The organism is Halocynthiibacter namhaensis (assembly GCF_000812685.1).
Taxonomy (GTDB): domain Bacteria; phylum Pseudomonadota; class Alphaproteobacteria; order Rhodobacterales; family Rhodobacteraceae; genus Halocynthiibacter; species Halocynthiibacter namhaensis.
In genome coordinates, this window is record NZ_JWIF01000052.1 from 1 (window position 1) to 20,665 (window position 20,665).

At 50.9% G+C, this 20,665-nt stretch carries 18 protein-coding genes, 1 tRNA gene and 2 pseudogenes; 16 read left to right on the forward strand and 5 right to left on the reverse strand.

The window, feature by feature from the left end; translation table 11 throughout:
- The 4 genes and pseudogenes from RJ38_RS07770 to RJ38_RS07785 form a co-directional block, all read right to left on the reverse strand.
- Positions 1-183 (reverse strand): annotated as a pseudogene (locus tag RJ38_RS07770) (IS3 family transposase); the annotation flags it as partial.
- Positions 180-455 carry an IS3 family transposase gene (locus tag RJ38_RS07775; RefSeq protein WP_039017620.1) on the reverse strand — a complete coding sequence of 92 codons (276 nt, stop codon included), beginning with the start codon at positions 453-455 and terminating at the stop codon, positions 180-182. The gene RJ38_RS07775 and the pseudogene RJ38_RS07770, both read right to left, overlap by 4 nt.
- An 88-nt stretch (positions 456-543) precedes the next feature.
- Complete coding sequence (locus tag RJ38_RS07780) at positions 544-795, reverse strand: hypothetical protein (RefSeq protein ID WP_039018312.1); 252 nt, start codon at positions 793-795, stop codon at positions 544-546.
- Positions 796-901: 106 nt separating this feature from the next.
- On the reverse strand, positions 902-1,165 hold the full coding sequence (locus tag RJ38_RS07785) for a hypothetical protein (protein ID WP_039018313.1): 264 nt from the start codon (positions 1,163-1,165) through the stop codon (positions 902-904).
- 493 nt (positions 1,166-1,658) lie between these two features.
- Here RJ38_RS07785 and RJ38_RS07790 point away from each other — a divergent pair.
- The 7 genes from RJ38_RS07790 to rplA all read left to right on the forward strand — a co-directional run bounded on the left by RJ38_RS07790 (position 1,659) and on the right by rplA (position 5,164).
- Positions 1,659-1,734, forward strand: a tRNA-Trp gene (locus RJ38_RS07790).
- Positions 1,735-1,827: 93 nt separating this feature from the next.
- Entirely contained in the window at positions 1,828-2,469 is a 642-nt protein-coding gene (locus tag RJ38_RS07795) for a LysE family translocator (RefSeq protein ID WP_039018314.1), read from the forward strand.
- A 200-nt stretch (positions 2,470-2,669) separates the two neighbouring features.
- Complete coding sequence (locus RJ38_RS07800; protein WP_039018315.1) at positions 2,670-2,918, forward strand: hypothetical protein; 249 nt, start codon at positions 2,670-2,672, stop codon at positions 2,916-2,918.
- Between the two features lie 85 nt (positions 2,919-3,003).
- Positions 3,004-3,201: a preprotein translocase subunit SecE gene (secE, locus tag RJ38_RS07805; protein WP_039018316.1), complete on the forward strand. Its 198-nt coding sequence runs from the start codon at positions 3,004-3,006 to the stop codon at positions 3,199-3,201.
- A 203-nt stretch (positions 3,202-3,404) separates the two neighbouring features.
- Positions 3,405-3,938: a transcription termination/antitermination protein NusG gene (gene nusG, locus RJ38_RS07810; protein WP_039018317.1), complete on the forward strand. Its 534-nt coding sequence runs from the start codon at positions 3,405-3,407 to the stop codon at positions 3,936-3,938.
- Positions 3,939-4,038: 100 nt separating this feature from the next.
- On the forward strand, positions 4,039-4,464 hold the full coding sequence (rplK, locus tag RJ38_RS07815; RefSeq protein ID WP_039018318.1) for a 50S ribosomal protein L11: 426 nt from the start codon (positions 4,039-4,041) through the stop codon (positions 4,462-4,464).
- Between the two features lies 1 nt (position 4,465).
- Positions 4,466-5,164 (forward strand): 50S ribosomal protein L1, encoded by a 699-nt coding sequence (gene rplA / locus RJ38_RS07820; protein WP_039018319.1) that lies wholly within the window; start codon positions 4,466-4,468, stop codon positions 5,162-5,164.
- Positions 5,165-5,224: 60 nt separating this feature from the next.
- On the opposite strand, the gene RJ38_RS18870 is transcribed toward rplA, so the two are convergent.
- Entirely contained in the window at positions 5,225-5,686 is a 462-nt protein-coding gene (locus RJ38_RS18870) for a hypothetical protein (protein ID WP_156121806.1), read from the reverse strand.
- 474 nt (positions 5,687-6,160) lie between these two features.
- On the opposite strand from RJ38_RS18870, the gene rplJ reads away from it, so the two are divergent.
- The 9 genes and pseudogenes from rplJ to RJ38_RS07875 all read left to right on the forward strand — a co-directional run.
- Positions 6,161-6,673 carry a 50S ribosomal protein L10 gene (gene rplJ, locus RJ38_RS07835; RefSeq protein WP_039018322.1) on the forward strand — a complete coding sequence of 171 codons (513 nt, stop codon included), beginning with the start codon at positions 6,161-6,163 and terminating at the stop codon, positions 6,671-6,673.
- Positions 6,674-6,742: 69 nt separating this feature from the next.
- Positions 6,743-7,111, forward strand: coding sequence for a 50S ribosomal protein L7/L12 (rplL, locus tag RJ38_RS07840; RefSeq protein WP_039018323.1), 369 nt, complete (start codon positions 6,743-6,745; stop codon positions 7,109-7,111).
- 267 nt (positions 7,112-7,378) lie between these two features.
- The gene (rpoB, locus tag RJ38_RS07845) at positions 7,379-11,515 is read left to right on the forward strand and encodes a DNA-directed RNA polymerase subunit beta (RefSeq protein ID WP_039018329.1); all 4,137 of its coding nucleotides are present in this window, start codon (positions 7,379-7,381) and stop codon (positions 11,513-11,515) included.
- 51 nt (positions 11,516-11,566) lie between these two features.
- Positions 11,567-15,822 (forward strand): annotated as a pseudogene (rpoC, locus tag RJ38_RS07850) (DNA-directed RNA polymerase subunit beta').
- Between the two features lie 315 nt (positions 15,823-16,137).
- Entirely contained in the window at positions 16,138-17,031 is an 894-nt protein-coding gene (locus RJ38_RS07855; protein WP_039018324.1) for a DMT family transporter, read from the forward strand.
- A gap of 263 nt (positions 17,032-17,294) precedes the next feature.
- Positions 17,295-17,666, forward strand: a complete 372-nt coding sequence (gene rpsL / locus RJ38_RS07860; RefSeq protein ID WP_039018325.1) for a 30S ribosomal protein S12 — start codon at positions 17,295-17,297, stop codon at positions 17,664-17,666.
- A 12-nt stretch (positions 17,667-17,678) separates the two neighbouring features.
- Positions 17,679-18,149: a 30S ribosomal protein S7 gene (gene rpsG / locus RJ38_RS07865; protein ID WP_039018326.1), complete on the forward strand. Its 471-nt coding sequence runs from the start codon at positions 17,679-17,681 to the stop codon at positions 18,147-18,149.
- A 24-nt stretch (positions 18,150-18,173) separates the two neighbouring features.
- Positions 18,174-20,294: an elongation factor G gene (gene fusA, locus RJ38_RS07870; protein ID WP_039018327.1), complete on the forward strand. Its 2,121-nt coding sequence runs from the start codon at positions 18,174-18,176 to the stop codon at positions 20,292-20,294.
- A gap of 86 nt (positions 20,295-20,380) precedes the next feature.
- Positions 20,381-20,665 (forward strand): GTP-binding protein (locus tag RJ38_RS07875; protein WP_039018328.1); only part of this gene is annotated, 285 nt, incomplete at its 3' end.

Below are 20,665 nucleotides of genomic sequence, written 5' to 3' on the forward strand. Positions count from 1 at the left end.
GCTTTGCAGGCTTAAGCGATGCTGTTCACGGATGTGAGCCAGGATCACCATATCATCGCGTTGACGCTGGCTCATCGGGCGAACCCGCCACGCGCGAAAACCACGTGATGTGACCCGCATAACTTTGCACAGGAACTCAACTGGCCATTCTTCTTTCCAGGCGTCGATGAACGCAAATCTCACCGGCTTTGGCCTGCAAAGAAGATTGCCGCCTTTTTTAACACTTCCCTCTCCTCGCGCAGCAGACGGACTTCCTTGCGAAGCCGCGTGTTCTCCTTCTCAACGTCTTCATGCGGTCCTGACATCAGGTCATCGTGTTGATGCTGTTGAACCCATTTGTTCAGCGTCGAAAGCCCAACCCCTAAATCTGATGAAAGTTGAGGCCGCGTTAAGCCACTCGTCGTCGCCATGCGCACCGCATCACGCCGAAACTCGTCTGTGTATCTCTTTGCCATTCTCTATCTCCTTCATAGCAAACATTGCTCGAAAGAGACCGGAACTAAACCGCGACAAGACCAGGGTGATGATATCTCAGCCTTACATTTAGCGGTTTAGAAGTCGCCCCAATACCCCTTGCCCCAATGCGCTTAGGATCTGAGCGCGTTTGCCTCCGTCTTTTCCGCTGTGTGCAATCAACACGATATTGTGCTTTTGGTGACTGGTGAGTTCCGAAACGGGAGTTTGAATGTTGTACTGACGCAAAACATTGCTGGCGGAGCGATCCAGATGTGCGTTGTCCGCTGCCGCAGGGACAGCGGCGAGCAGCGCAACGGTCATGGTGAGGGTTTTTAGCATATCAAAGCCTTTGCAAGATGAGTGATATACATAGGTCGTGTCGAAGGTGGTTTTAACCCTCCGGCACGATTGTTTACCATGTCGGCATGTTTCTGCTGGGGCAGATTTACTGGTGACGTGCCAGGATGTTGCGGATGACACGCATTTTTTCGCCTTCGCCATCACCGCCGTGCAGCGTGAGCTGGATTTCAGCAATTTCAGCCAAAGATAGTTGTTGGATAACATCGGTGGGCAAGCCTGCAGAGGAAAGTGTGTTGAAGACTGCACCGGTAATCATATTCAATTCCATCTCCATTGCAGAGGCGGAAGAAGCCGCGAAGCCGAAGGTTAGGGAAGCTGCGGTGGCGAGGGCTGCGATAGATGTTTTCATGGTATTTTCCTTTATTGAGAGTTCATCAACGTGTCTCGACGAATGTGTCGATGAGAGAACCATGACGGTGCTGCGCGGCTTTGGGAAAACACGAAAGTCTCACGAAATTTGGGCATATATGTTGATTGACGCAGCCGGGGCGTGAACCATTGGTGAACCGATCTGTGCAGGTATTGGAATGGCACAACAAAATCAGCATAACGCACGCTCACGAAGTCGAAGGGACGACGTGATTTCTACGGCCAGCTTTGTTGGGTGAGGAAGATACAGGCGACATGGTTGCAAGTGTTGAACTTAACGTGTTCGGTTTTTGACCTTTATGACCGAGAGAGAAAGACGATCTGATACTCCATGGCCGCCAACCGAGTTTGGTCTCGGTACTGTTTATGGCTGATTTGTCTCGCCCGAGATTAGAAATACACAGAAAATTCAGGCAATTTCGCATTTCCGGGTTGCGTCCCTCTCGCAGCTGGCGTAATCCGGCGATGGTGATAGGGGTTTAGCTCAGTTGGTAGAGCATCGGTCTCCAAAACCGAGGGTCGTGGGTTCGAGTCCCTCAGCCCCTGCCAGTCACCATATTTCTAATAGCATTAAAGCCAAGCTGCCTGCTTGGCGCTGGTTCGCCGGAAGTCACGGTGTGATGCCATGAAGTGGACAGCATTATGGATACGATCACACCGTTTTTTGCCTATGCAGCTGCATTGTTTATTGCTGCCGCTATTCCGGGGCCCGGAATAGCGGCGTTGGTTGGGCAATCCTTGGGCGGGAACGCGCGTCGCACGGGTTTCTTTATGCTCGGGATCGCGCTGGGCGATGTGACGTGGTTGACCGTGGCGATTGTCGGATTGGCGGCGGTCGCGAAAACCTTTGCCGGCGCATTTGTGGTGATCAAGCTTTTTGGCGCGCTATATCTTCTTTATTTGGCATGGGGGTTTTGGGCGAGCGACGTACAGAAGACATCGGTGGCGTCGGGAACAGAACGTACGCCTGTGGCTGCAATGTTTGCAGCGTATATCGTGACTTTGGGGAATCCAAAGCCAATTATCTTCTACTTAGCGCTTTTGCCATCCGTGCTAGATTTGGGGCGCGTCGGTTTTGGCCAATGGATGGTTTTGTCCGTGCTGACAGTCGTCGTGTTGTTTGTGGCGTTGACGCCATATGCGTTCCTGGCCGCCAAGGCCCGCAACGTGATGTCAGATGGCGCGGCGCTTAGAAAACTCAATCAAAGCGCCGCAGTTGTGATCGGTGGCGCAGGTGCGTTGATATTGGTCGAGGCAACGTCAGCGCTGTTGCAGCACGTCTGATACGCGTTTCATTACGCGCGCCCATTCTGAAATCGTCCACGGTCACTGTAAATCTGCGCAATGCCTTGTGATTGCTTGAGTCGGGTCACATTTTTGCCTTCCTGAAACGCAAATGGTTGCGGTCTAAGTTTAGCCAGTTTGAATGACTTGGAAGATGGCGAACCGGCAAGAAAAGCTGTGACAAGGGGTGGACAACTGAGATGGATACAGAAGAGCGAGACAAAGGCGGGTCTGACGTCGCACGCCAACATCCCACACGTGTGTTGAATGCTGGTCAAGCAGCGCCTGGCCTGCTTGGGTTTCTCGTTCAGCGCCTGCGGACCGTAGTATTTCGTGCTCGGGAACGTCTGTTTGGTGTAAATTACGGGGCCGTGTCTAAGAATGTTGCCCAACGTCATGGCCGCTCCACGGATCCGTTTGAACGGCTGCGGCAAGACCGGTTGAGATAACTGCGCTGCGAAGGCTTGAATTCCCAAGTCAAAGCGCGTATCTGCTGCCTATTCCGAAGTCCGAAAAAACCGCAAGGCGAGAACTATGGCTAAAACCAATCCAGCACAATTCATTCAGCAAACGCGTGCTGAGGTTTCCAAAGTTGTTTGGCCAACACGGCGTGAAGTGCTGTTGACCACTGGGATGGTCTTTGTGCTATCCGCGGTCGCCGCGATTTTCTTTTCACTGGTTGATCTGATTTTCCGCAATGGTCTGCAGGCGATTTTCACCTACTTCGGGTGATCTCCTGGTCCTAGACGCGCCCCTGAATTCGCTTGATAAATCTGGGCGTCGCGTCTATTCCGGGCAACATATTCGGGACTGCGTGCATCGATTCGAGGTGCGCGCTGTTTTTTGTTCCGGCGAGCAACGGGTTAACCGTTTGATGAATTTGAACTTTCCGGCCTAACCCCTGTGGTGAAACCGGCAATGTGAGGCACAGCACGATGGCGAAACGGTGGTATTCTGTAAGCGTTCTTTCGAACTTCGAGAAGAAAATTGCTGAACAGATCAGACATTCCGTGATCGAAAACGGTCTGGAAGAGCAGATCGAAGAAGTGTTGGTTCCAACTGAAGAAGTGATCGAAGTGCGCCGCGGTAAGAAGGTGACCTCTGAGCGTCGCTTTATGCCGGGCTATGTTTTGATCCACATGGAAATGTCCGACGAAGGTTATCACCTTGTGAACTCTATCAACCGCGTCACTGGCTTTCTGGGCCCACAGGGTCGTCCAATGCCCATGCGTGACGCAGAAGTGAATGCGCTTCTGAACCGTGTTGAAGAAGGCATCGAAGCCCCACGCACACTTATCCACTTTGAAGTGGGTGAAAAAGTTTCTGTCAACGATGGTCCGTTTGAGGGCTTCGATGGCATGGTCGAAGAGGTGGATGAAGAAAACCAACGCCTCAAAGTGACCGTATCTATCTTTGGCCGGGAAACCCCGGTTGAACTCGAATTCACGCAGGTAACGAAAGAAGCCTAAGTGAGAGCTGTGGGAGGCGAGGGGGCTTAGGCGCCCGGACTGAACCACTAAACCAAAAGCATCACGATGATCGTGATGTGGTGATAACAGGAGAAGCCTCATGGCTAAAAAGCTCGCTGGCACAATGAAACTGCAGGTTCCTGCAGGTAAAGCCAACCCATCCCCACCCGTAGGTCCAGCTTTGGGTCAACGCGGCATCAACATCATGGAATTCTGTAAAGCGTTTAACGCGAAAACACAGGACCTTGAAGTTGGCGCACCTTGCCCAACCGTGATCACATACTACCAGGATAAGTCCTTCACTATGGACATCAAGACGCCACCTGCGTCTTACTTCCTGAAGAAAGCTGCAAAGCTGTCCTCTGGTGCGAAACTTCCAGGTCGTGAGACTGTTGGTTCCGTAACTGCAGCTCAGGTGAAAGAAATCGCCGAAGCTAAAATGAAAGACCTGAACGCAAACGACATCGATGCTGCTATGCAGATCATCCTTGGTTCTGCACGTTCTATGGGCATCGAGGTTAAGTAAGATGGCTAAATACGGAAAACGTACCACCGCTGTTCGCGCTGCTTTTGCTGGCAAATCTAACGTCACTGTTGAAGATGCTGTTGCATTGGTGAAAGCCAACGCGACTGCGAAATTCGACGAGACCGTTGAAATCGCTGTAAACTTGGGTGTTGACCCACGTCACGCTGACCAAATGGTTCGTGGTGTTGTTGCGCTGCCTAACGGCACTGGCAAAACAATGCGCGTTGCTGTTTTTGCACGCGGTCCAAAAGCTGAAGAAGCTCAGGCTGCTGGTGCAGACATCGTTGGCGCAGAAGACCTGATGGAAATCGTTCAGGGCGGCAAGATCGAATTCGATCGTTGTATCGCAACACCTGACATGATGCCTGTTGTTGGCCGCTTGGGTAAAGTACTTGGCCCACGCAACCTGATGCCAAACCCAAAAGTTGGCACTGTTACTATGGACGTTAAAGCTGCTGTTGAAGCTGCTAAAGGCGGCGAAGTGCAGTTCAAAGTTGAAAAAGCTGGTGTTGTACACGCAGGTGTCGGCAAAGCATCTTTCGACGAAGCGAAACTGGTTGAAAACGTGCGTTCCTTCATCGACGCCGTTGCAAAAGCGAAACCAGCTGGCGCCAAAGGCGCTTACATGAAATCCATCACACTGACATCCACAATGGGTGCAGGCGTGACTGTTTCTGTAGACAGCGCTACTGGCGAGTAAGCTTCGCTTGTATTGAAATTAAAAAAGGGCGTCCCACTGGGCGCCCTTTTTCGTATGGTTTCATGAATGCCTAATGTTGGCATTGTGGGTTGTTAACGTAGACGGGCAACTTTTGAAGCGGCTTCGGAAGCCGGCACAACGGTGAAATTCACACGCCCAGCAATCAATCCAAATCCGATTGAGCAACGTACATAAGTCGTTTGGCCCGCTATGACGGGAATCGCGACGGCAGTTTCTGAGAGCGCGCGCGCGCAGCTCATGTGTTCCAGCCGCGACTGCAACTGTTTGGGCAGCACCTGGCGTACATGTGCCGACTTGGCGACCATCCACAAAGATCTTTGGCTGAACGGCCAGGCCCATATAGGATGTCCGGTAGATGATGATCTGCGTTTCACCATTGCCGGTCATGGCTGCGGTAGCCGTGGTTGCTGTGTTGGTCTCAGGTGTCGCTGTCGTGGTGCTGGTAGACGTGCCGCAAGCGCCCAAAGCCATCAGTCCGGCAATCCATATTAACTTATTCATCGTCGAAAACCCTTTTAACATTTCATGGAAGACCTGATGTATTCTATCAAACCTACAATCAATAACACTTAAAAATATCGTGGCTGCAATGCCCTTTCCCATCTTGAGGCCCGGCTTTGCCAATTCGTGGCGAATGTGATATAGGGCTATGTAGGGTTTGCATAATCGAAACAATTGGATTGATTTTGATGCAGAGTTGAAATCAGCTCTTGGAAAACCCTGGGAAATTTCATAGATACAGCTTTGTAGAAAAGCGTGCGATTCGTCGTGCGCTCTTTTGCTTTCGTCCAAGACGGTGGGTGATTGTCATTTGACCTTCATAATTCCTGCCTGAGACGGGTATGACCGGATTATTTCGAGGATCTCCTCGGGTGGTTTTGGACTGGCCCCGTAATACGGACCCGAACGCTGGATGTTCTGCATCCGGCAAAGTAGAGCCGGGGGGTGTAAGCCCCTCATAATTGGAGTGAAACTGTGGATAGAGCACTTAAAGGACAACTGGTCGACGAACTCGGCCAAATCTTTGAAAGCTCTGGCGTCGTTGTGGTTAGCCGCTACGAAGGCCTTACAGTTGCTGAAATGCAGGATCTGCGCGCTCGTATGAGTGAAGCTGGTGGATCCGTACGTGTTGCCAAAAACAGGCTCGCCAAAATCGCCCTGGAAGGAAAGCCTTGCGCAAGCATTTCTGATCTTCTTACGGGTATGACCGTTCTGACCTATTCTGAAGACCCTGTGGCAGCTGCCAAAGTGTCTCAGGAGTACGCCAAAGAAAACGATAAACTCGTTATCCTTGGTGGTGCTATGGGTGAGAATGCTCTGGACGTTGCTGGCGTTAAAGCCGTTGCAGCGATGCCGTCACGTGATGAGCTTATTGCTTCTATCGTTGGCTGTATCGGCGCACCTGCTTCTAACATTGCCAGCGCGATTGGCGCACCTGCAAGCAATATCGCAGGCGTTTTGTCTACAATTGAAGACAAAGCTGCTTAAGCAACTTGAGACCTTCGCAGGGATACCCTCGCGCGTTGGAACAGAAACTGAAAGAACGGAAACAGTATAATGGCTGATCTGAAAAAACTTGCTGAAGAGATCGTAGGTCTTACCCTTCTCGAAGCACAAGAACTGAAAACCATCCTCAAAGACGAGTATGGCATTGAACCAGCAGCTGGCGGCGCTGTCATGATGGCTGGTCCTGCAGGCGCTGATGCGGCTGAAGAAAAAACAGAATTCGACGTAATTCTGAAAAGCCCAGGCGCTTCTAAGATCAACGTGATCAAAGAAGTTCGTGCGATCACTGGTCTTGGCCTCAAAGAAGCTAAAGAGCTTGTTGAAGCTGGCGGCAAAATCAAAGAAGGCGTTGATCAAGCTGAAGCTGACGACGTTAAAGGCAAGCTGGAAGCAGCTGGCGCAGAAGTCGAAGTGGCCTAATTGGCCCTTGGCCCCTTCGGGAGCCACATGAAATTTGGCTGGACCTGGTGAAAATCCGGGTCCAGCCGAACCTGTCTTAGAAAGATGTTTCGTTAACGTTGGAAGTGTCGCAGCGTTGAAAGATTTTTCTAAGGTATGTTCAATAGATCGGGAGCAGCCCCTGGGAAGGCTTGCACGAATAGATCTGAATGTATTGTTTTTTGTACGCACGCGTCTGTGACCCCCGACAGGCACGCGCCAGCGAAAAAAATGAAGGTGACCACGCGCATGGCTCAAACCTACCTCGGCCAAAAACGGCTTCGTAAATATTTCGGTAAAATCCGTGAAGTCCTCGAGATGCCGAACCTTATTGAGGTTCAGAAATCTTCCTACGACCTATTCCTGAGATCCGGCGACACGCTGGAACCTATGGATGGCGAAGGCATTAAAGGTGTTTTCCAATCGGTTTTCCCGATCAAGGATTTCAACGAAACTTCCATTTTGGAATTCGTGAAATACGAGTTGGAAAAACCAAAATACGACGTTGAAGAATGCATGCAGCGTGACATGACCTACGCAGCACCCCTTAAGGTGACTTTGCGTTTGATCGTGTTTGATATCGACGAAGATACAGGTGCGAAATCTGTTAAAGACATCAAAGAACAAGACGTATTCATGGGCGATATGCCTTTGATGACACCAAACGGCACATTTGTTGTGAACGGCACTGAGCGCGTGATCGTTTCCCAAATGCACCGTTCCCCTGGTGTGTTCTTTGACCACGACAAAGGCAAAACCCATTCCTCAGGTAAACTTCTGTTTGCTTGCCGCATTATTCCCTACCGCGGTTCTTGGTTGGACTTTGAATTTGACGCGAAAGACGTTGTTTTTGCACGGATCGACCGTCGCCGCAAACTTCCTGTGACCACCCTGCTTTATGCATTGGGTCTGGACCAAGAAGGCATTTGTGACGCGTATTACGACACTGTGAACTACAAGCTGAAGAAGAACAAAGGCTGGGTGACCAAGTTCTTCGCTGAGCGCGTAAAAGGCACACGTCCTACGTTTGATCTTGTGGATGCGAAATCTGGCGAAGTAATTGCGGAAGCCAGCAAAAAAGTGACCCCTCGGGCGGTTAAGAAACTGATCGACGAAGGCAACGTTACCGATCTATTGGTGCCATTCGACCAGATCGTTGGTCGTTTTGTTGCGAAAGACATCATCAACGAAGAAACCGGCGCGATCTATGCTGAAGCTGGCGATGAGCTGACGCTTGAGATGGACAAAGACGGCGACATCATTGGCGGTACCCTGCAAGAGCTTCTCGAAGCTGGTGTTAAAGAGATCCCAACTCTCGACATCGACAACGTGAATGTTGGTCCTTACATCCGCAACACAATGGCGAATGATAAAAACATGGGCCGTGATACAGCGCTTATGGATATCTACCGCGTTATGCGTCCGGGCGAGCCGCCCACCGTTGATGCGGCATCTGCTTTGTTTGACACATTGTTCTTCGACAGTGAGCGTTATGACCTTTCCGCGGTTGGCCGTGTGAAAATGAACATGCGTCTGGCACTCGATGCTGAAGACACACAGCGTACTTTGCGCAAAGAAGACATTATCTCCTGTATCAAAGCGCTGGTTGAACTGCGTGATGGTAAAGGCGGCATTGACGATATTGACCACCTTGGTAACCGTCGTGTGCGTTCCGTTGGCGAGCTGATGGAAAACCAATACCGTGTTGGTCTGTTGCGTATGGAACGTGCGATCAAAGAACGTATGTCTTCCGTTGAAATCGACACTGTGATGCCACAGGACTTAATCAATGCGAAACCAGCTGCGGCTGCGGTTCGTGAATTCTTTGGCTCTTCCCAGCTGTCCCAGTTCATGGACCAAACCAACCCACTGTCGGAAGTCACGCATAAGCGTCGCCTTTCAGCGCTTGGGCCCGGCGGTTTGACACGTGAACGTGCTGGCTTTGAAGTCCGCGATGTTCATCCAACCCACTATGGTCGTATGTGTCCGATTGAAACGCCTGAGGGGCCGAATATTGGTCTGATCAACTCACTGGCAACTTTCGCACGTGTGAACAAATACGGCTTCATCGAAACACCTTACCGCAAGGTTGTTGACGGTCACGTGACCGACGATGTTCAGTATATGTCCGCGACCGAAGAAATGCGTCACACAGTGGCACAGGCCAACGCGCAATTGGATGAAAACGGCAACTTCGAAAATGAGCTGGTTTCAACCCGTCAATCTGGCGATTATAAACTGTCTCAGCGTGAGAACGTTGACCTGATCGATGTGTCACCAAAACAGCTTGTGTCTGTTGCGGCGTCCTTGATCCCATTCCTTGAGAATGACGATGCGAACAGAGCCTTGATGGGTTCGAACATGATGCGTCAGGCTGTTCCACTGCTTCAGGCAGAGGCGCCACTTGTTGGTACCGGCATTGAAGAAGTTGTTGCTCGCGATTCCGGTGCGGCGATCATGGCGAAACGCGGTGGTGTTGTTGACCAAGTCGACGCAACACGTATCGTTGTGCGCGCCACGTCTGACCTTGAAATGGGCGACGCGGGTGTGGACATCTATCGTCTGCGCAAGTTCCAGCGTTCCAACCAAAACACATGTATCAACCAGCGCCCATTGGTGAAGGTTGGTGACACGGTAACCAAAGCCGAAGTGATTGCTGACGGTCCATCCACTGACATCGGTGAATTGGCTCTTGGTAAGAACATCGTCGTGGCGTTTATGCCTTGGAATGGGTACAACTATGAGGATTCAATCCTCATTTCTGAACGCATTTCTCGTGATGACGTCTTCACATCCGTACACATCGAAGAATTCGAAGTTGCGGCCCGTGATACGAAGCTTGGCCCTGAGGAAATCACCCGTGATATTCCAAACGTTGGTGAAGAAGCGCTGCGCAACCTCGATGAGGCTGGTATCGTTTACATCGGTGCAGACGTAGAACCTGGCGACATCTTGGTGGGTAAAATCACACCAAAAGGCGAAAGCCCGATGACACCGGAAGAAAAGCTTCTGCGTGCGATCTTTGGTGAGAAAGCGTCCGATGTGCGTGACACATCTATGCGTGTGAAACCTGGAGATTTCGGCACCGTTGTAGAAGTACGCGTCTTTAACCGCCATGGTGTGGAAAAAGACGAACGTGCCCTGCAAATTGAGCGTGAAGAAGTCGAAAGCCTTGCCCGTGACCGTGACGATGAGCTCGCGATCTTGGATCGCAACATCTATGCACGTCTGCGCGATCAAATCCTGGGTAATGTTGCGGTGAAAGGTCCGAAAGGCCTGAAACCTAACACGATGATCACGGAAGAGGTTCTGTCAGAATTGTCCCGCGGTCTGTGGTGGCAGCTGGCGCTTGAAGACGAAGATGCGGCACAAATCGTTGAAGCTCTGAATGAGCAATACGAGCTGCAGAAACGTGCACTTGACGCGCGCTTCGAAGACAAAGTTGAAAAAGTACGTCGTGGTGATGACCTACCACCTGGTGTGATGAAGATGGTTAAAGTCTTTATTGCTGTGAAGCGTAAGCTTCAGCCCGGTGATAAAATGGCGGGTCGTCACGGGAACAAAGGTGTTATTTCTAAGGTTGTTCCAATCGAAGATATGCCGTTCCTGGCTGACGGTACCCCGGTTGATTTCTGTTTGAACCCGCTCGGCGTGCCTTCACGTATGAACGTTGGTCAGATCCTAGAAACCCACATGGGTTGGGCTGGCCGTGGTCTGGGTCGTGATATCGATGAGGCGCTGCAAGGCTTCCGTCGTGATGGCGATATTGACCAAGTGAAAAACGCGATGCGCAATGCTTACGGCGACGAAGTTTACGCTGAAGGTATCGAAGGCATGACCCAAGATCAGCTTCTTGAAGCTGCGGGTAATGTCACCGGTGGTGTTCCAATCGCGACGCCTGTTTTTGACGGCGCGAAAGAAGCAGACGTTAACGAAGCGCTGACACGCGCCGGCTTTAACACTTCTGGTCAATCGGTGCTGTTTGATGGCCGCACAGGTGAACAATTCGCCCGTGAAGTCACAGTGGGTATGAAATATCTGCTGAAACTACATCACCTCGTGGACGACAAAATTCACGCACGTTCAACTGGGCCTTACTCTCTCGTGACGCAGCAACCTCTGGGCGGCAAAGCACAGTTCGGTGGCCAGCGCTTCGGTGAGATGGAAGTCTGGGCATTGGAAGCTTATGGCGCGGCATACACGCTGCAAGAAATGCTTACTGTTAAGTCGGATGACGTGGCAGGCCGGACGAAAGTCTATGAAAGCATTGTCAAAGGCGAAGATAACTTTGAGGCCGGTGTGCCTGAAAGCTTCAACGTGCTTGTGAAAGAAGTCCGGGGCCTCGGCCTCAACATGGAACTCCTGGATGCGGAGGAAGATGAATAAGGCCTCGCGCCTTATTCACCCTTCCTTCCCCCTTAAATAAAGGTACGCAAAATGAACCAGGAACTGTCAACAAACCCGTTTAACCCGCTCGCGCCACAGAAGACCTTTGATGAAATCAAAGTGTCTCTGGCGTCTCCGGAACGGATTCTTTCGTGGTCTTTCGGTGAGATTAAGAAACCGGAAACCATCAACTACCGTACATTCAAGCCAGAACGCGATGGTCTGTTCTGTGCTCGGATCTTTGGCCCAATCAAAGATTACGAATGTCTCTGTGGTAAATATAAGCGCATGAAATATCGCGGCGTTGTCTGCGAGAAATGTGGTGTGGAAGTAACACTGCAAAAAGTGCGCCGTGAACGTATGGGCCATATCGAACTGGCATCCCCAGTTGCGCATATTTGGTTCCTCAAGTCCCTTCCTTCTCGGATTGGCCTGATGTTGGACGTGACGCTTCGCGATCTCGAACGCATTCTATACTTCGAAAACTACGTTGTGATCGAACCTGGCCTCACAGACCTGACTTTCGGTCAGCTGATGTCAGAAGAAGAATACATGGACGCGCAAGACGCATACGGCATGGATGCTTTCACCGCTGGCATCGGCGCTGAAGCGATCCGCGAAATGCTGTCTATGATTGACCTAGAAGCCGAAGCAGAAGCGCTGCGCGCTGACCTTGCTGTGGCAACGGGTGAATTGAAGCCTAAGAAGATCATCAAACGTTTGAAGATCGTTGAAAGCTTCCTTGAATCTGGCAACCGTCCTGAGTGGATGATCATGACCGTTATTCCGGTTATTCCGCCAGAATTGCGCCCATTGGTTCCACTGGATGGCGGCCGTTTCGCGACGTCTGACCTCAACGACCTTTACCGTCGCGTGATCAACCGGAACAACCGTCTAAAGCGTCTGATCGAGCTTCGCGCACCTGACATCATCGTACGTAACGAAAAACGTATGTTGCAGGAATCTGTGGATGCGTTGTTTGACAACGGTCGCCGTGGTCGTGTGATCACGGGCGCCAACAAACGTCCTTTGAAATCTCTCAGCGATATGCTGAAGGGTAAACAAGGTCGTTTCCGTCAAAACCTTTTGGGCAAACGTGTTGATTTCTCGGGTCGTTCCGTGATTGTGACCGGCCCCGAATTGAAACTGCATCAATGTGGTCTTCCCAAGAAGATGGCGCTTGAGCTGTTCAAGCCGTTTATCTATTCGCGTCTTGAAGCCAAAGGTCTGTCATCCACCGTGAAGCAAGCCAAGAAATTGGTGGAAAAAGAGCGTCCCGAAGTTTGGGATATCTTGGATGAAGTGATCCGCGAACACCCAGTCATGCTGAACCGTGCGCCGACCCTTCACCGTCTTGGTATCCAGGCGTTTGAACCTGTACTGATCGAAGGCAAAGCTATTCAGCTGCACCCGCTGGTTTGTTCCGCGTTTAACGCTGACTTTGACGGCGACCAAATGGCTGTTCACGTACCGCTTTCCTTGGAAGCGCAGCTTGAGTGTCGCGTCTTGATGATGTCCACGAACAACGTTCTGTCGCCTGCAAACGGCGCACCGATCATCGTTCCGTCACAGGATATGATCTTGGGCATCTACTATATCACGATGCAACGCGAGGGCATGAAAGGCGAAGGCATGGTCTTTGCTGATGCTGACGAAGTGCAACACGCGTTGGATGCTGGTGAAGTTCACTTGCACGCCAAAATCACAGCCCGCGTTCCGCAGGTTGATGAAGAAGGCAACACCGTGATGACGCGCTTTGAGACCACACCTGGTCGTGTGCGCTTGGGTCAACTGCTGCCTCAGAACTCTAAGGCGCCATTCGATCTTGTGAACCGTCTTCTGCGTAAGAAGGAAGTTCAAACGGTTATTGATACTGTCTACCGTTATTGCGGTCAGAAAGAATCTGTCATCTTCTGTGACCAGATCATGTCCACTGGCTTTAAAGAAGCTTTCAAAGCCGGTATTTCCTTCGGTAAAGACGACATGGTTATCCCTGACAACAAATGGCCACTGGTGAATGACACCCGTGATCAAGTTAAGGGCTTTGAGCAGCAATATATGGACGGCCTGATCACTCAGGGTGAGAAATATAACAAAGCGATCGATGCATGGTCAAAATGTAACGACAAAGTCACCGACTCAATGATGAGCACGATTTCGGATACTGGTTCTGATGAGAACGGCGCTGAGAACGAGCCAAACTCTGTTACATGATGGCGCACTCTGGTGCGCGTGGTTCTGTGACGCAGATGAAACAGCTGGGCGGTATGCGCGGTCTGATGGCGAAGCCGAATGGCGACATCATCGAAACACCGATCATCTCGAACTTTAAAGAAGGTCTGTCGGTTCTTGAGTACTTCAACTCTACCCACGGTGCTCGTAAGGGTCTGTCTGATACCGCGCTTAAAACAGCGAACTCTGGTTATCTGACGCGTCGTCTGGTTGATGTTGCGCAGGACTGCATCGTGCGTGCGCATGATTGCGGAACTGACATGGCAGTGACCATTTCTGCGGCAGTTAACGACGGCGAAGTCGTGGCATCCATGGGCGAACGTTGCCTTGGTCGTGTAACGGCTGACGATGTTCTGCGTCCTGGCACGGAAGAACTGATGATGCCTGCTGGCACGCTTATTGATGAGCGCAAAGCAGATATGATCGAGGACTCTGGCCTTGCATCCATGCGCGTTCGCAGCCCACTGACCTGTGAAGCTGAAGAAGGTGTATGTGCTGCATGTTACGGTCGTGACCTTGCACGTGGTACAATGGTTAACCAAGGCGAGGCGGTTGGCATTATCGCTGCGCAATCCATTGGTGAGCCAGGCACACAGCTGACCATGCGTACGTTCCACATTGGTGGTGTTGCGCAGGCCGGTGGTCAGCAATCCTTCCAGGAAGCATCCGCTGAAGGCAAAATCGAATATCGCAATCCTGCGGTTCTGGAAAATGCAGCCGGTGAAATGGTTGTTATGGGCCGGAACATGCAAGTTGCGATTATTGATGAGAACGGTGAAGAACGCGCAAGCTTCAAAATCGGTTATGGTTCCAAAATGCACGTCAAAGACGGCGCAAAAGTGGCTCATGGCGATAAGATGTTTGAGTGGGATCCATACACTCTGCCGATCATTGCTGAAAAATCAGGTACCGCGAAATTTGTTGACCTCGTGTCTGGTATTGCCATCCGCGACGAGACAGATGATGCAACTGGTATGACCCAGAAGATCGTTATCGATTGGCGTGCAGCGCCAAAAGGCAACGAACTTAAGCCTGAGATCATCGTCATGGATCAGGACGGCGAACCAATGCGCAACGATGCAGGTAATCCTGTGTCTTATGCGATGTCGGTTGATGCGGTTCTGTCGATTGAAGATGGCCAAGAGGTTATTGCCGGTGACATTGTTGCGCGTATCCCGCGTGAAGGTTCTAAAACCAAGGACATCACCGGTGGTCTGCCACGGGTTGCGGAATTGTTCGAGGCACGCCGTCTAAAAGATCACGCGATCATCGCCGAAATCGATGGTTATGTGCGCTTTGGTCGTGACTATAAGAACAAACGTCGCATCTCTATTGAACCACTTGATGACACTATGGAAACCGTTGAATACATGGTTCCTAAGGGCAAACACATTCCTGTTGCTGAAGGCGATCTCATCCACAAGGGTGAATACCTGATGGACGGTAACCCTGCTCCGCATGACATTCTTGCGGTTATGGGTGTGGAAGCGCTTGCGAACTATATGATCGACGAAGTTCAGGACGTTTACCGTCTGCAAGGCGTGAAGATTAACGATAAACACATCGAAGTTATCGTGCGTCAAATGCTGCAGAAATGGGAAATCTCTGACTCTGGTGAGACCACATTGTTGAAAGGCGAACATGTGGACAAAGCGGAATTCGACGCGGCAAATGCCAAGGCGATTGAACGCGGCGTACGCACTGCAAAAGGCGAACCGATCCTTCTGGGGATCACCAAAGCGTCCTTGCAGACACGTTCCTTCATCTCAGCGGCGTCCTTCCAGGAAACCACGCGGGTTCTGACGGAAGCTTCCGTTCAGGGTAAACGTGATAAACTGGTTGGCCTCAAAGAGAACGTCATCGTGGGTCGTTTGATCCCAGCTGGTACCGGTGGTGCAACACAGCAAGTTCGCAAAGTTGCTGCGGATCGTGACAACGTGGTTCTAGAAGCCCGTCGCGAAGAAGCAGAACAAGCGGCTGCATTGGCGGCGCCGACAACTGAAGATGCAGACATGGCCCAAGCCGAAGCCATGATGAGCGAAATGCGCGATTCAGGTATCATCAGCAACGATTGATGACTTGAGCAATAGCTATAGAAGGGGCCTCGCATTTGCGGGGCCCTTTTTGGTTCAGTACATTCGCGTCACCTTACAAATTCCGATGTAAGATTGTGCTGAGCTATTCAGTTTTGGCTGATGGGCGAAACTGTCTAAGAAAACCTCGGATGGTACATCTGTCGATTTGACAGAGACCAATCCGTTGTGACGAGGTTTGGAAGATCAATCCGCGAAGTTGTACAAAATTGTAGTTGCGTCTGGACAATGATTGATGTCTCGCGCAGTAGTTGGCGTATTGGCAACGCGGTTGCACGGTAGCGATGGGTATTCCTGATGCATGAAAATACGCGCGGTGCGCTCTTGATGGTGGCAAGCATGGCTTGCTTTGTGGCGAATGATAGCTGCCTTAAGTTGATTGGCGATGCCATGTCGTTGCAGCAACTCTTGCTGATGCGCGGGACGCTGACGATCATTTTGATGTTCATCCTCGCGGCGATGTTGGGGCAGTTGAACTTTCGTATGTCTGGCAAGGATTGGGCCTGGGGAAATTTACGGGGCATTGCCGAGGTCTTTGCAGCCTATTTCTTTTTGACCGCTTTGTTCAATATGCCCCTCGCGAACCTGACCGCCGTCATGCAAGCGTTGCCGCTTGCGATCACGATGGCAGGCGCAGTGTTTCTGCGTGAAAGGGTGGGATGGCGACGTTGGAGTGCAATTCTTATTGGTTTTGTCGGTGTGATGTTCATCGTACAGCCCGGGGGAAGCGGATTTAACAGCTATTCCATTTATGGTTTGCTGGCGGTGGCGTTCGTAACGCTGCGCGATATGTGCGCGCGCCCATTGTCGAAGGAAGTTCCAAGCATGGTCATCGCGATCATTGGCGCTGTTGGGGTTACGGTCGCTGCGGGGCTTGTGTTGTTATGGGACACGTCTGCGTGGAAACCTGTCGCTATGCGTGAAGCCGTGCTGATGGTGATGGCGAGTTTCTTCTTACTTGGCGGATACTACTTCAGCGTTGCTGTGATGCGGGTGGGTGAAGTTAGTTTTACAGCCCCGTTCCGTTACACCGGATTGATATGGGCGTTGGTCGTTGGCTGGTATCTATGGGGCGATTGGCCTGACGTTCTGACCTGGATTGGGATCTGTATTGTGGTCGCATCTGGGGGGTTTGCGTTTTACCGAGAACGGGTGGTGACGCAGCCCGATTTCGACGGAAAAATGAAGTGAGCGACCTGCAAAATCAGGTTCAAACAGTGACGGGCCTGGTGTTGACAAGAACTGCGACTCTCCATATACGGCGACCAATTGGGTAAGGATTTTCCTGCCTGATGTTTAACTTATGTGATCATGATCTAGGTGTGCAAAGCCTTAATCCTCTGAAAACAGGCCGCGTCGTTTCCAATGATGGAAGCGTATGCGGTTTTGGTGCTTTGCATTCGGCAAGGTACTTTTATTACTGAAATGTGTTGCAACACGGGGAAATAACCGGAATGCCAACGATACAACAGCTGATCCGCAAGCCGCGCCAGCCGAAAGTAAAACGTTCTAAATCGATGCACCTGCAGTCGTGCCCGCAAAAACGCGGCGTCTGTACTCGCGTCTATACAACGACTCCTAAGAAACCAAACTCTGCGATGCGTAAAGTTGCCAAAGTGCGCTTGACCAATGGCTTCGAAGTAATTTCTTACATCCCAGGTGAAAGCCACAACCTTCAGGAACACTCTGTGGTTCTGATTCGTGGCGGTCGCGTAAAAGATCTTCCAGGTGTGCGTTACCACATCCTTCGCGGTGTTCTGGATACCCAGGGCGTTAAAGATCGTAAACAACGTCGTTCGAAATACGGCGCGAAGCGTCCGAAGTAAGGGAAACACGATATGTCCAGACGTCACGCCGCTGAAAAGCGCGAAATTCTACCAGACGCCAAATTTGGCGATCTCGTATTGTCTAAATTCATGAACAACCTGATGGTAGATGGTAAAAAATCTGTCGCAGAACGTATTGTTTACAACGCATTTGACCGCGTTGAAGATAAAATCAAACGTGCGCCGGTTGAAGTCTTCCATGAAGCTCTTGAAAACATCAAACCATCCGTGGAAGTTCGCTCCCGTCGGGTTGGTGGTGCTACCTACCAGGTGCCTGTTGAAGTTCGCACAGAGCGTCGCGAAGCGCTTGCTATCCGTTGGTTGATCATCGCTGCGCGCAAACGCAACGAAAACACCATGGAAGAACGCCTTGCTGGTGAACTGCTTGATGCAGTGAACTCTCGTGGTACTGCCGTGAAGAAACGCGAAGACACTCACAAAATGGCCGATGCGAACAAAGCATTCAGCCATTACCGCTGGTAACCCTTTAGGATTAGGACGAGAATTATGGCTCGCGAGTATCCCCTCGAACGGTACCGTAACTTCGGTATCATTGCCCACATCGACGCAGGTAAAACCACCTGTTCCGAACGCATTCTGTTTTACACCGGTAAAGAACATAACATCGGTGAAGTACATGACGGCGCTGCAACCATGGACCACATGGAGCAGGAACAGGAACGTGGTATTACTATTACGTCTGCTGCGACCACTACTTTCTGGGAGCGTACCGAAGATGGTACAACCGCAGACAGTGAAAAGCACCGCCTGAACATCATTGACACCCCTGGTCACGTTGACTTCACGATTGAAGTTGAACGTTCCTTGGCGGTTCTCGATGGTGCGGTTTGTGTTCTTGACGGCAACGCCGGCGTTGAACCACAGACTGAAACTGTTTGGCGTCAGGCTGACCGCTACAAAGTTCCACGTATGGTTTTCATCAACAAGATGGATAAAATCGGCGCGGACTTCTTCAACTGTGTAAACATGATTGAAGAACGTACTGGTGCGGTTGCTATTCCAGTTGGCGTACCAATTGGTGCGGAAACTGAACTTGAAGGTCTTGTTGATCTCGTAACCATGGAAGAATGGTTGTGGGAAGGTGAAGATCTGGGCGCGTCATGGGTCAAAGCACCGATCCGTGAAAGCCTGCAAGACATGGCGAACACTTGGCGTGCGAAAATGGTCGAAGCGGCTGTTGAGCAAGACGACGACGCGATGGAAGCTTACCTTGAAGGTGAAGAACCAGACGTTCCAACCCTGCGCAAATTGCTGCGCATCGGTACTTTGAACATGTCTTTCGTTCCCGTTCTTGGTGGCTCTGCCTTCAAAAACAAAGGTGTTCAGCCACTGCTTAACGCTGTGCTTGACTATCTGCCAAGCCCGCTGGATGTTGTTGATTACATGGGCTTTAAGCCTGGTGATGAAAACGAAGTACGTGACATTGCCCGCCGTGCGGATGATGAAATGGCGTTTTCTGGCCTTGCGTTTAAAATCTGGAATGACCCCTTTGTTGGTTCTTTGACATTTACACGGATCTATTCCGGTAAATTGGAAAAGGGCGACACATTCTTGAACTCGACAAAAGGTCGTAAAGAACGTGTTGGCCGTATGATGGTCATGCACGCGAACGATCGCGACGAGATTTCTGAAGCATTCTCAGGCGATATTATCGCTTTGGGCGGCCTCAAAGATACCACCACTGGTGATACGCTTTGTGCTGTGAATGCTCCTGTTGTTCTTGAAACAATGACGTTCCCCGATCCTGTGATCGAGATCGCCATTGAGCCAAAAACAAAAGGCGACCAAGAAAAAATGGGTATCGCGCTTCAGCGTTTGTCCGCAGAAGATCCATCCTTCCGTGTGGAAACTGACATCGAATCTGGTCAGACCATCATGAAGGGCATGGGCGAACTTCACCTTGATATTCTCGTCGATCGTATGCGTCGTGAATTCAAAGTGGAAGCGAACATCGGTGCACCACAGGTTGCTTACCGCGAGACCATTGGTCACGAAGTAGAGCATTCCTACACCCACAAGAAACAATCTGGTGGTTCTGGTCAGTACGGCGAAGTGAAAATGATCATCACGCCGACCGAGCCTGGCGAAGGTTTCTCGTTTGAGTCCAAAATCGTTGGTGGTGCTATTCCTAAGGAATACATCCCGGGCGTTGAAAAAGGCATCAAATCCGTCATGGACTCTGGCCCACTTGCTGGCTTCCCTGTGATCGATTTCAAAGTGACCTTGCTTGACGGTAAGTTCCACGATGTTGACTCCTCCATCCTTGCGTTTGAGATCGCTGCACGTATGTGTATGCGTGAAGGTATGCGCAAAGCTGGTGCGAAAATGCTTGAGCCAATCATGAAAGTCGAAGTGATCACACCTGATGAATATACTGGTGGTATCATTGGCGATCTGACTTCCCGTCGTGGGCAAGTACAGGGCCAAGACTCTCGTGGTAACGCGATTGCAATTGACTGCTTTGTGCCGCTGGCCAACATGTTTGGTTACATCAACACATTGCGTTCAATGTCTTCTGGTCGTGCGAACTTCTCTATGCAGTTCGCCCACTACGAACCAGTGCCATCAAATATCTCTGAAGAAATCCAAGCGAAATTCGCCGGATAATTTCAGTAAAAAATTCGCGGGGTGGCTTTGGTCACCCTGCATCCCTCATTTGGGCAATAGCCCACCTATTTTGACAGGAGGCCACCATGGCTAAGGAAAAGTTTGAGCGTAATAAACCGCACTGTAACATCGGCACCATCGGTCACGTTGACCACGGTAAGACGACGTTGACAGCTGCGATCACGAAGCAGTTTTCTGACAACTTCCAAGCGTATGACGAAATCGACGGCGCGCCAGAAGAAAAAGCACGCGGCATCACCATTTCTACTGCACACGTTGAGTATGAAACTGAAGGCCGTCACTATGCACACGTTGACTGCCCAGGTCACGCTGACTATGTGAAAAACATGATCACCGGTGCGGCACAAATG

Excerpts from the sequence above, each read along its gene's own strand:
- RJ38_RS07775 (WP_039017620.1), bottom strand. The coding sequence starts at position 455 with ATGGCAAAGAGATACACAGACGAGTTTCGGCGTGATGCGGTGCGCATG.
- RJ38_RS07780 (WP_039018312.1), bottom strand. The coding sequence starts at position 795 with ATGCTAAAAACCCTCACCATGACCGTTGCGCTGCTCGCCGCTGTCCCT.
- RJ38_RS07785 (WP_039018313.1), bottom strand. The coding sequence starts at position 1,165 with ATGAAAACATCTATCGCAGCCCTCGCCACCGCAGCTTCCCTAACCTTC.
- RJ38_RS07795 (WP_039018314.1), top strand. The coding sequence starts at position 1,828 with ATGGATACGATCACACCGTTTTTTGCCTATGCAGCTGCATTGTTTATT.
- RJ38_RS07800 (WP_039018315.1), top strand. The coding sequence starts at position 2,670 with ATGGATACAGAAGAGCGAGACAAAGGCGGGTCTGACGTCGCACGCCAA.
- secE (WP_039018316.1), top strand. The coding sequence starts at position 3,004 with ATGGCTAAAACCAATCCAGCACAATTCATTCAGCAAACGCGTGCTGAG.
- nusG (WP_039018317.1), top strand. The coding sequence starts at position 3,405 with ATGGCGAAACGGTGGTATTCTGTAAGCGTTCTTTCGAACTTCGAGAAG.
- rplK (WP_039018318.1), top strand. The coding sequence starts at position 4,039 with ATGGCTAAAAAGCTCGCTGGCACAATGAAACTGCAGGTTCCTGCAGGT.
- rplA (WP_039018319.1), top strand. The coding sequence starts at position 4,466 with ATGGCTAAATACGGAAAACGTACCACCGCTGTTCGCGCTGCTTTTGCT.
- RJ38_RS18870 (WP_156121806.1), bottom strand. The coding sequence starts at position 5,686 with ATGAATAAGTTAATATGGATTGCCGGACTGATGGCTTTGGGCGCTTGC.
- rplL (WP_039018323.1), top strand. The coding sequence starts at position 6,743 with ATGGCTGATCTGAAAAAACTTGCTGAAGAGATCGTAGGTCTTACCCTT.
- rpoB (WP_039018329.1), top strand. The coding sequence starts at position 7,379 with ATGGCTCAAACCTACCTCGGCCAAAAACGGCTTCGTAAATATTTCGGT.
- RJ38_RS07855 (WP_039018324.1), top strand. The coding sequence starts at position 16,138 with ATGCATGAAAATACGCGCGGTGCGCTCTTGATGGTGGCAAGCATGGCT.
- rpsL (WP_039018325.1), top strand. The coding sequence starts at position 17,295 with ATGCCAACGATACAACAGCTGATCCGCAAGCCGCGCCAGCCGAAAGTA.
- rpsG (WP_039018326.1), top strand. The coding sequence starts at position 17,679 with ATGTCCAGACGTCACGCCGCTGAAAAGCGCGAAATTCTACCAGACGCC.
- fusA (WP_039018327.1), top strand. The coding sequence starts at position 18,174 with ATGGCTCGCGAGTATCCCCTCGAACGGTACCGTAACTTCGGTATCATT.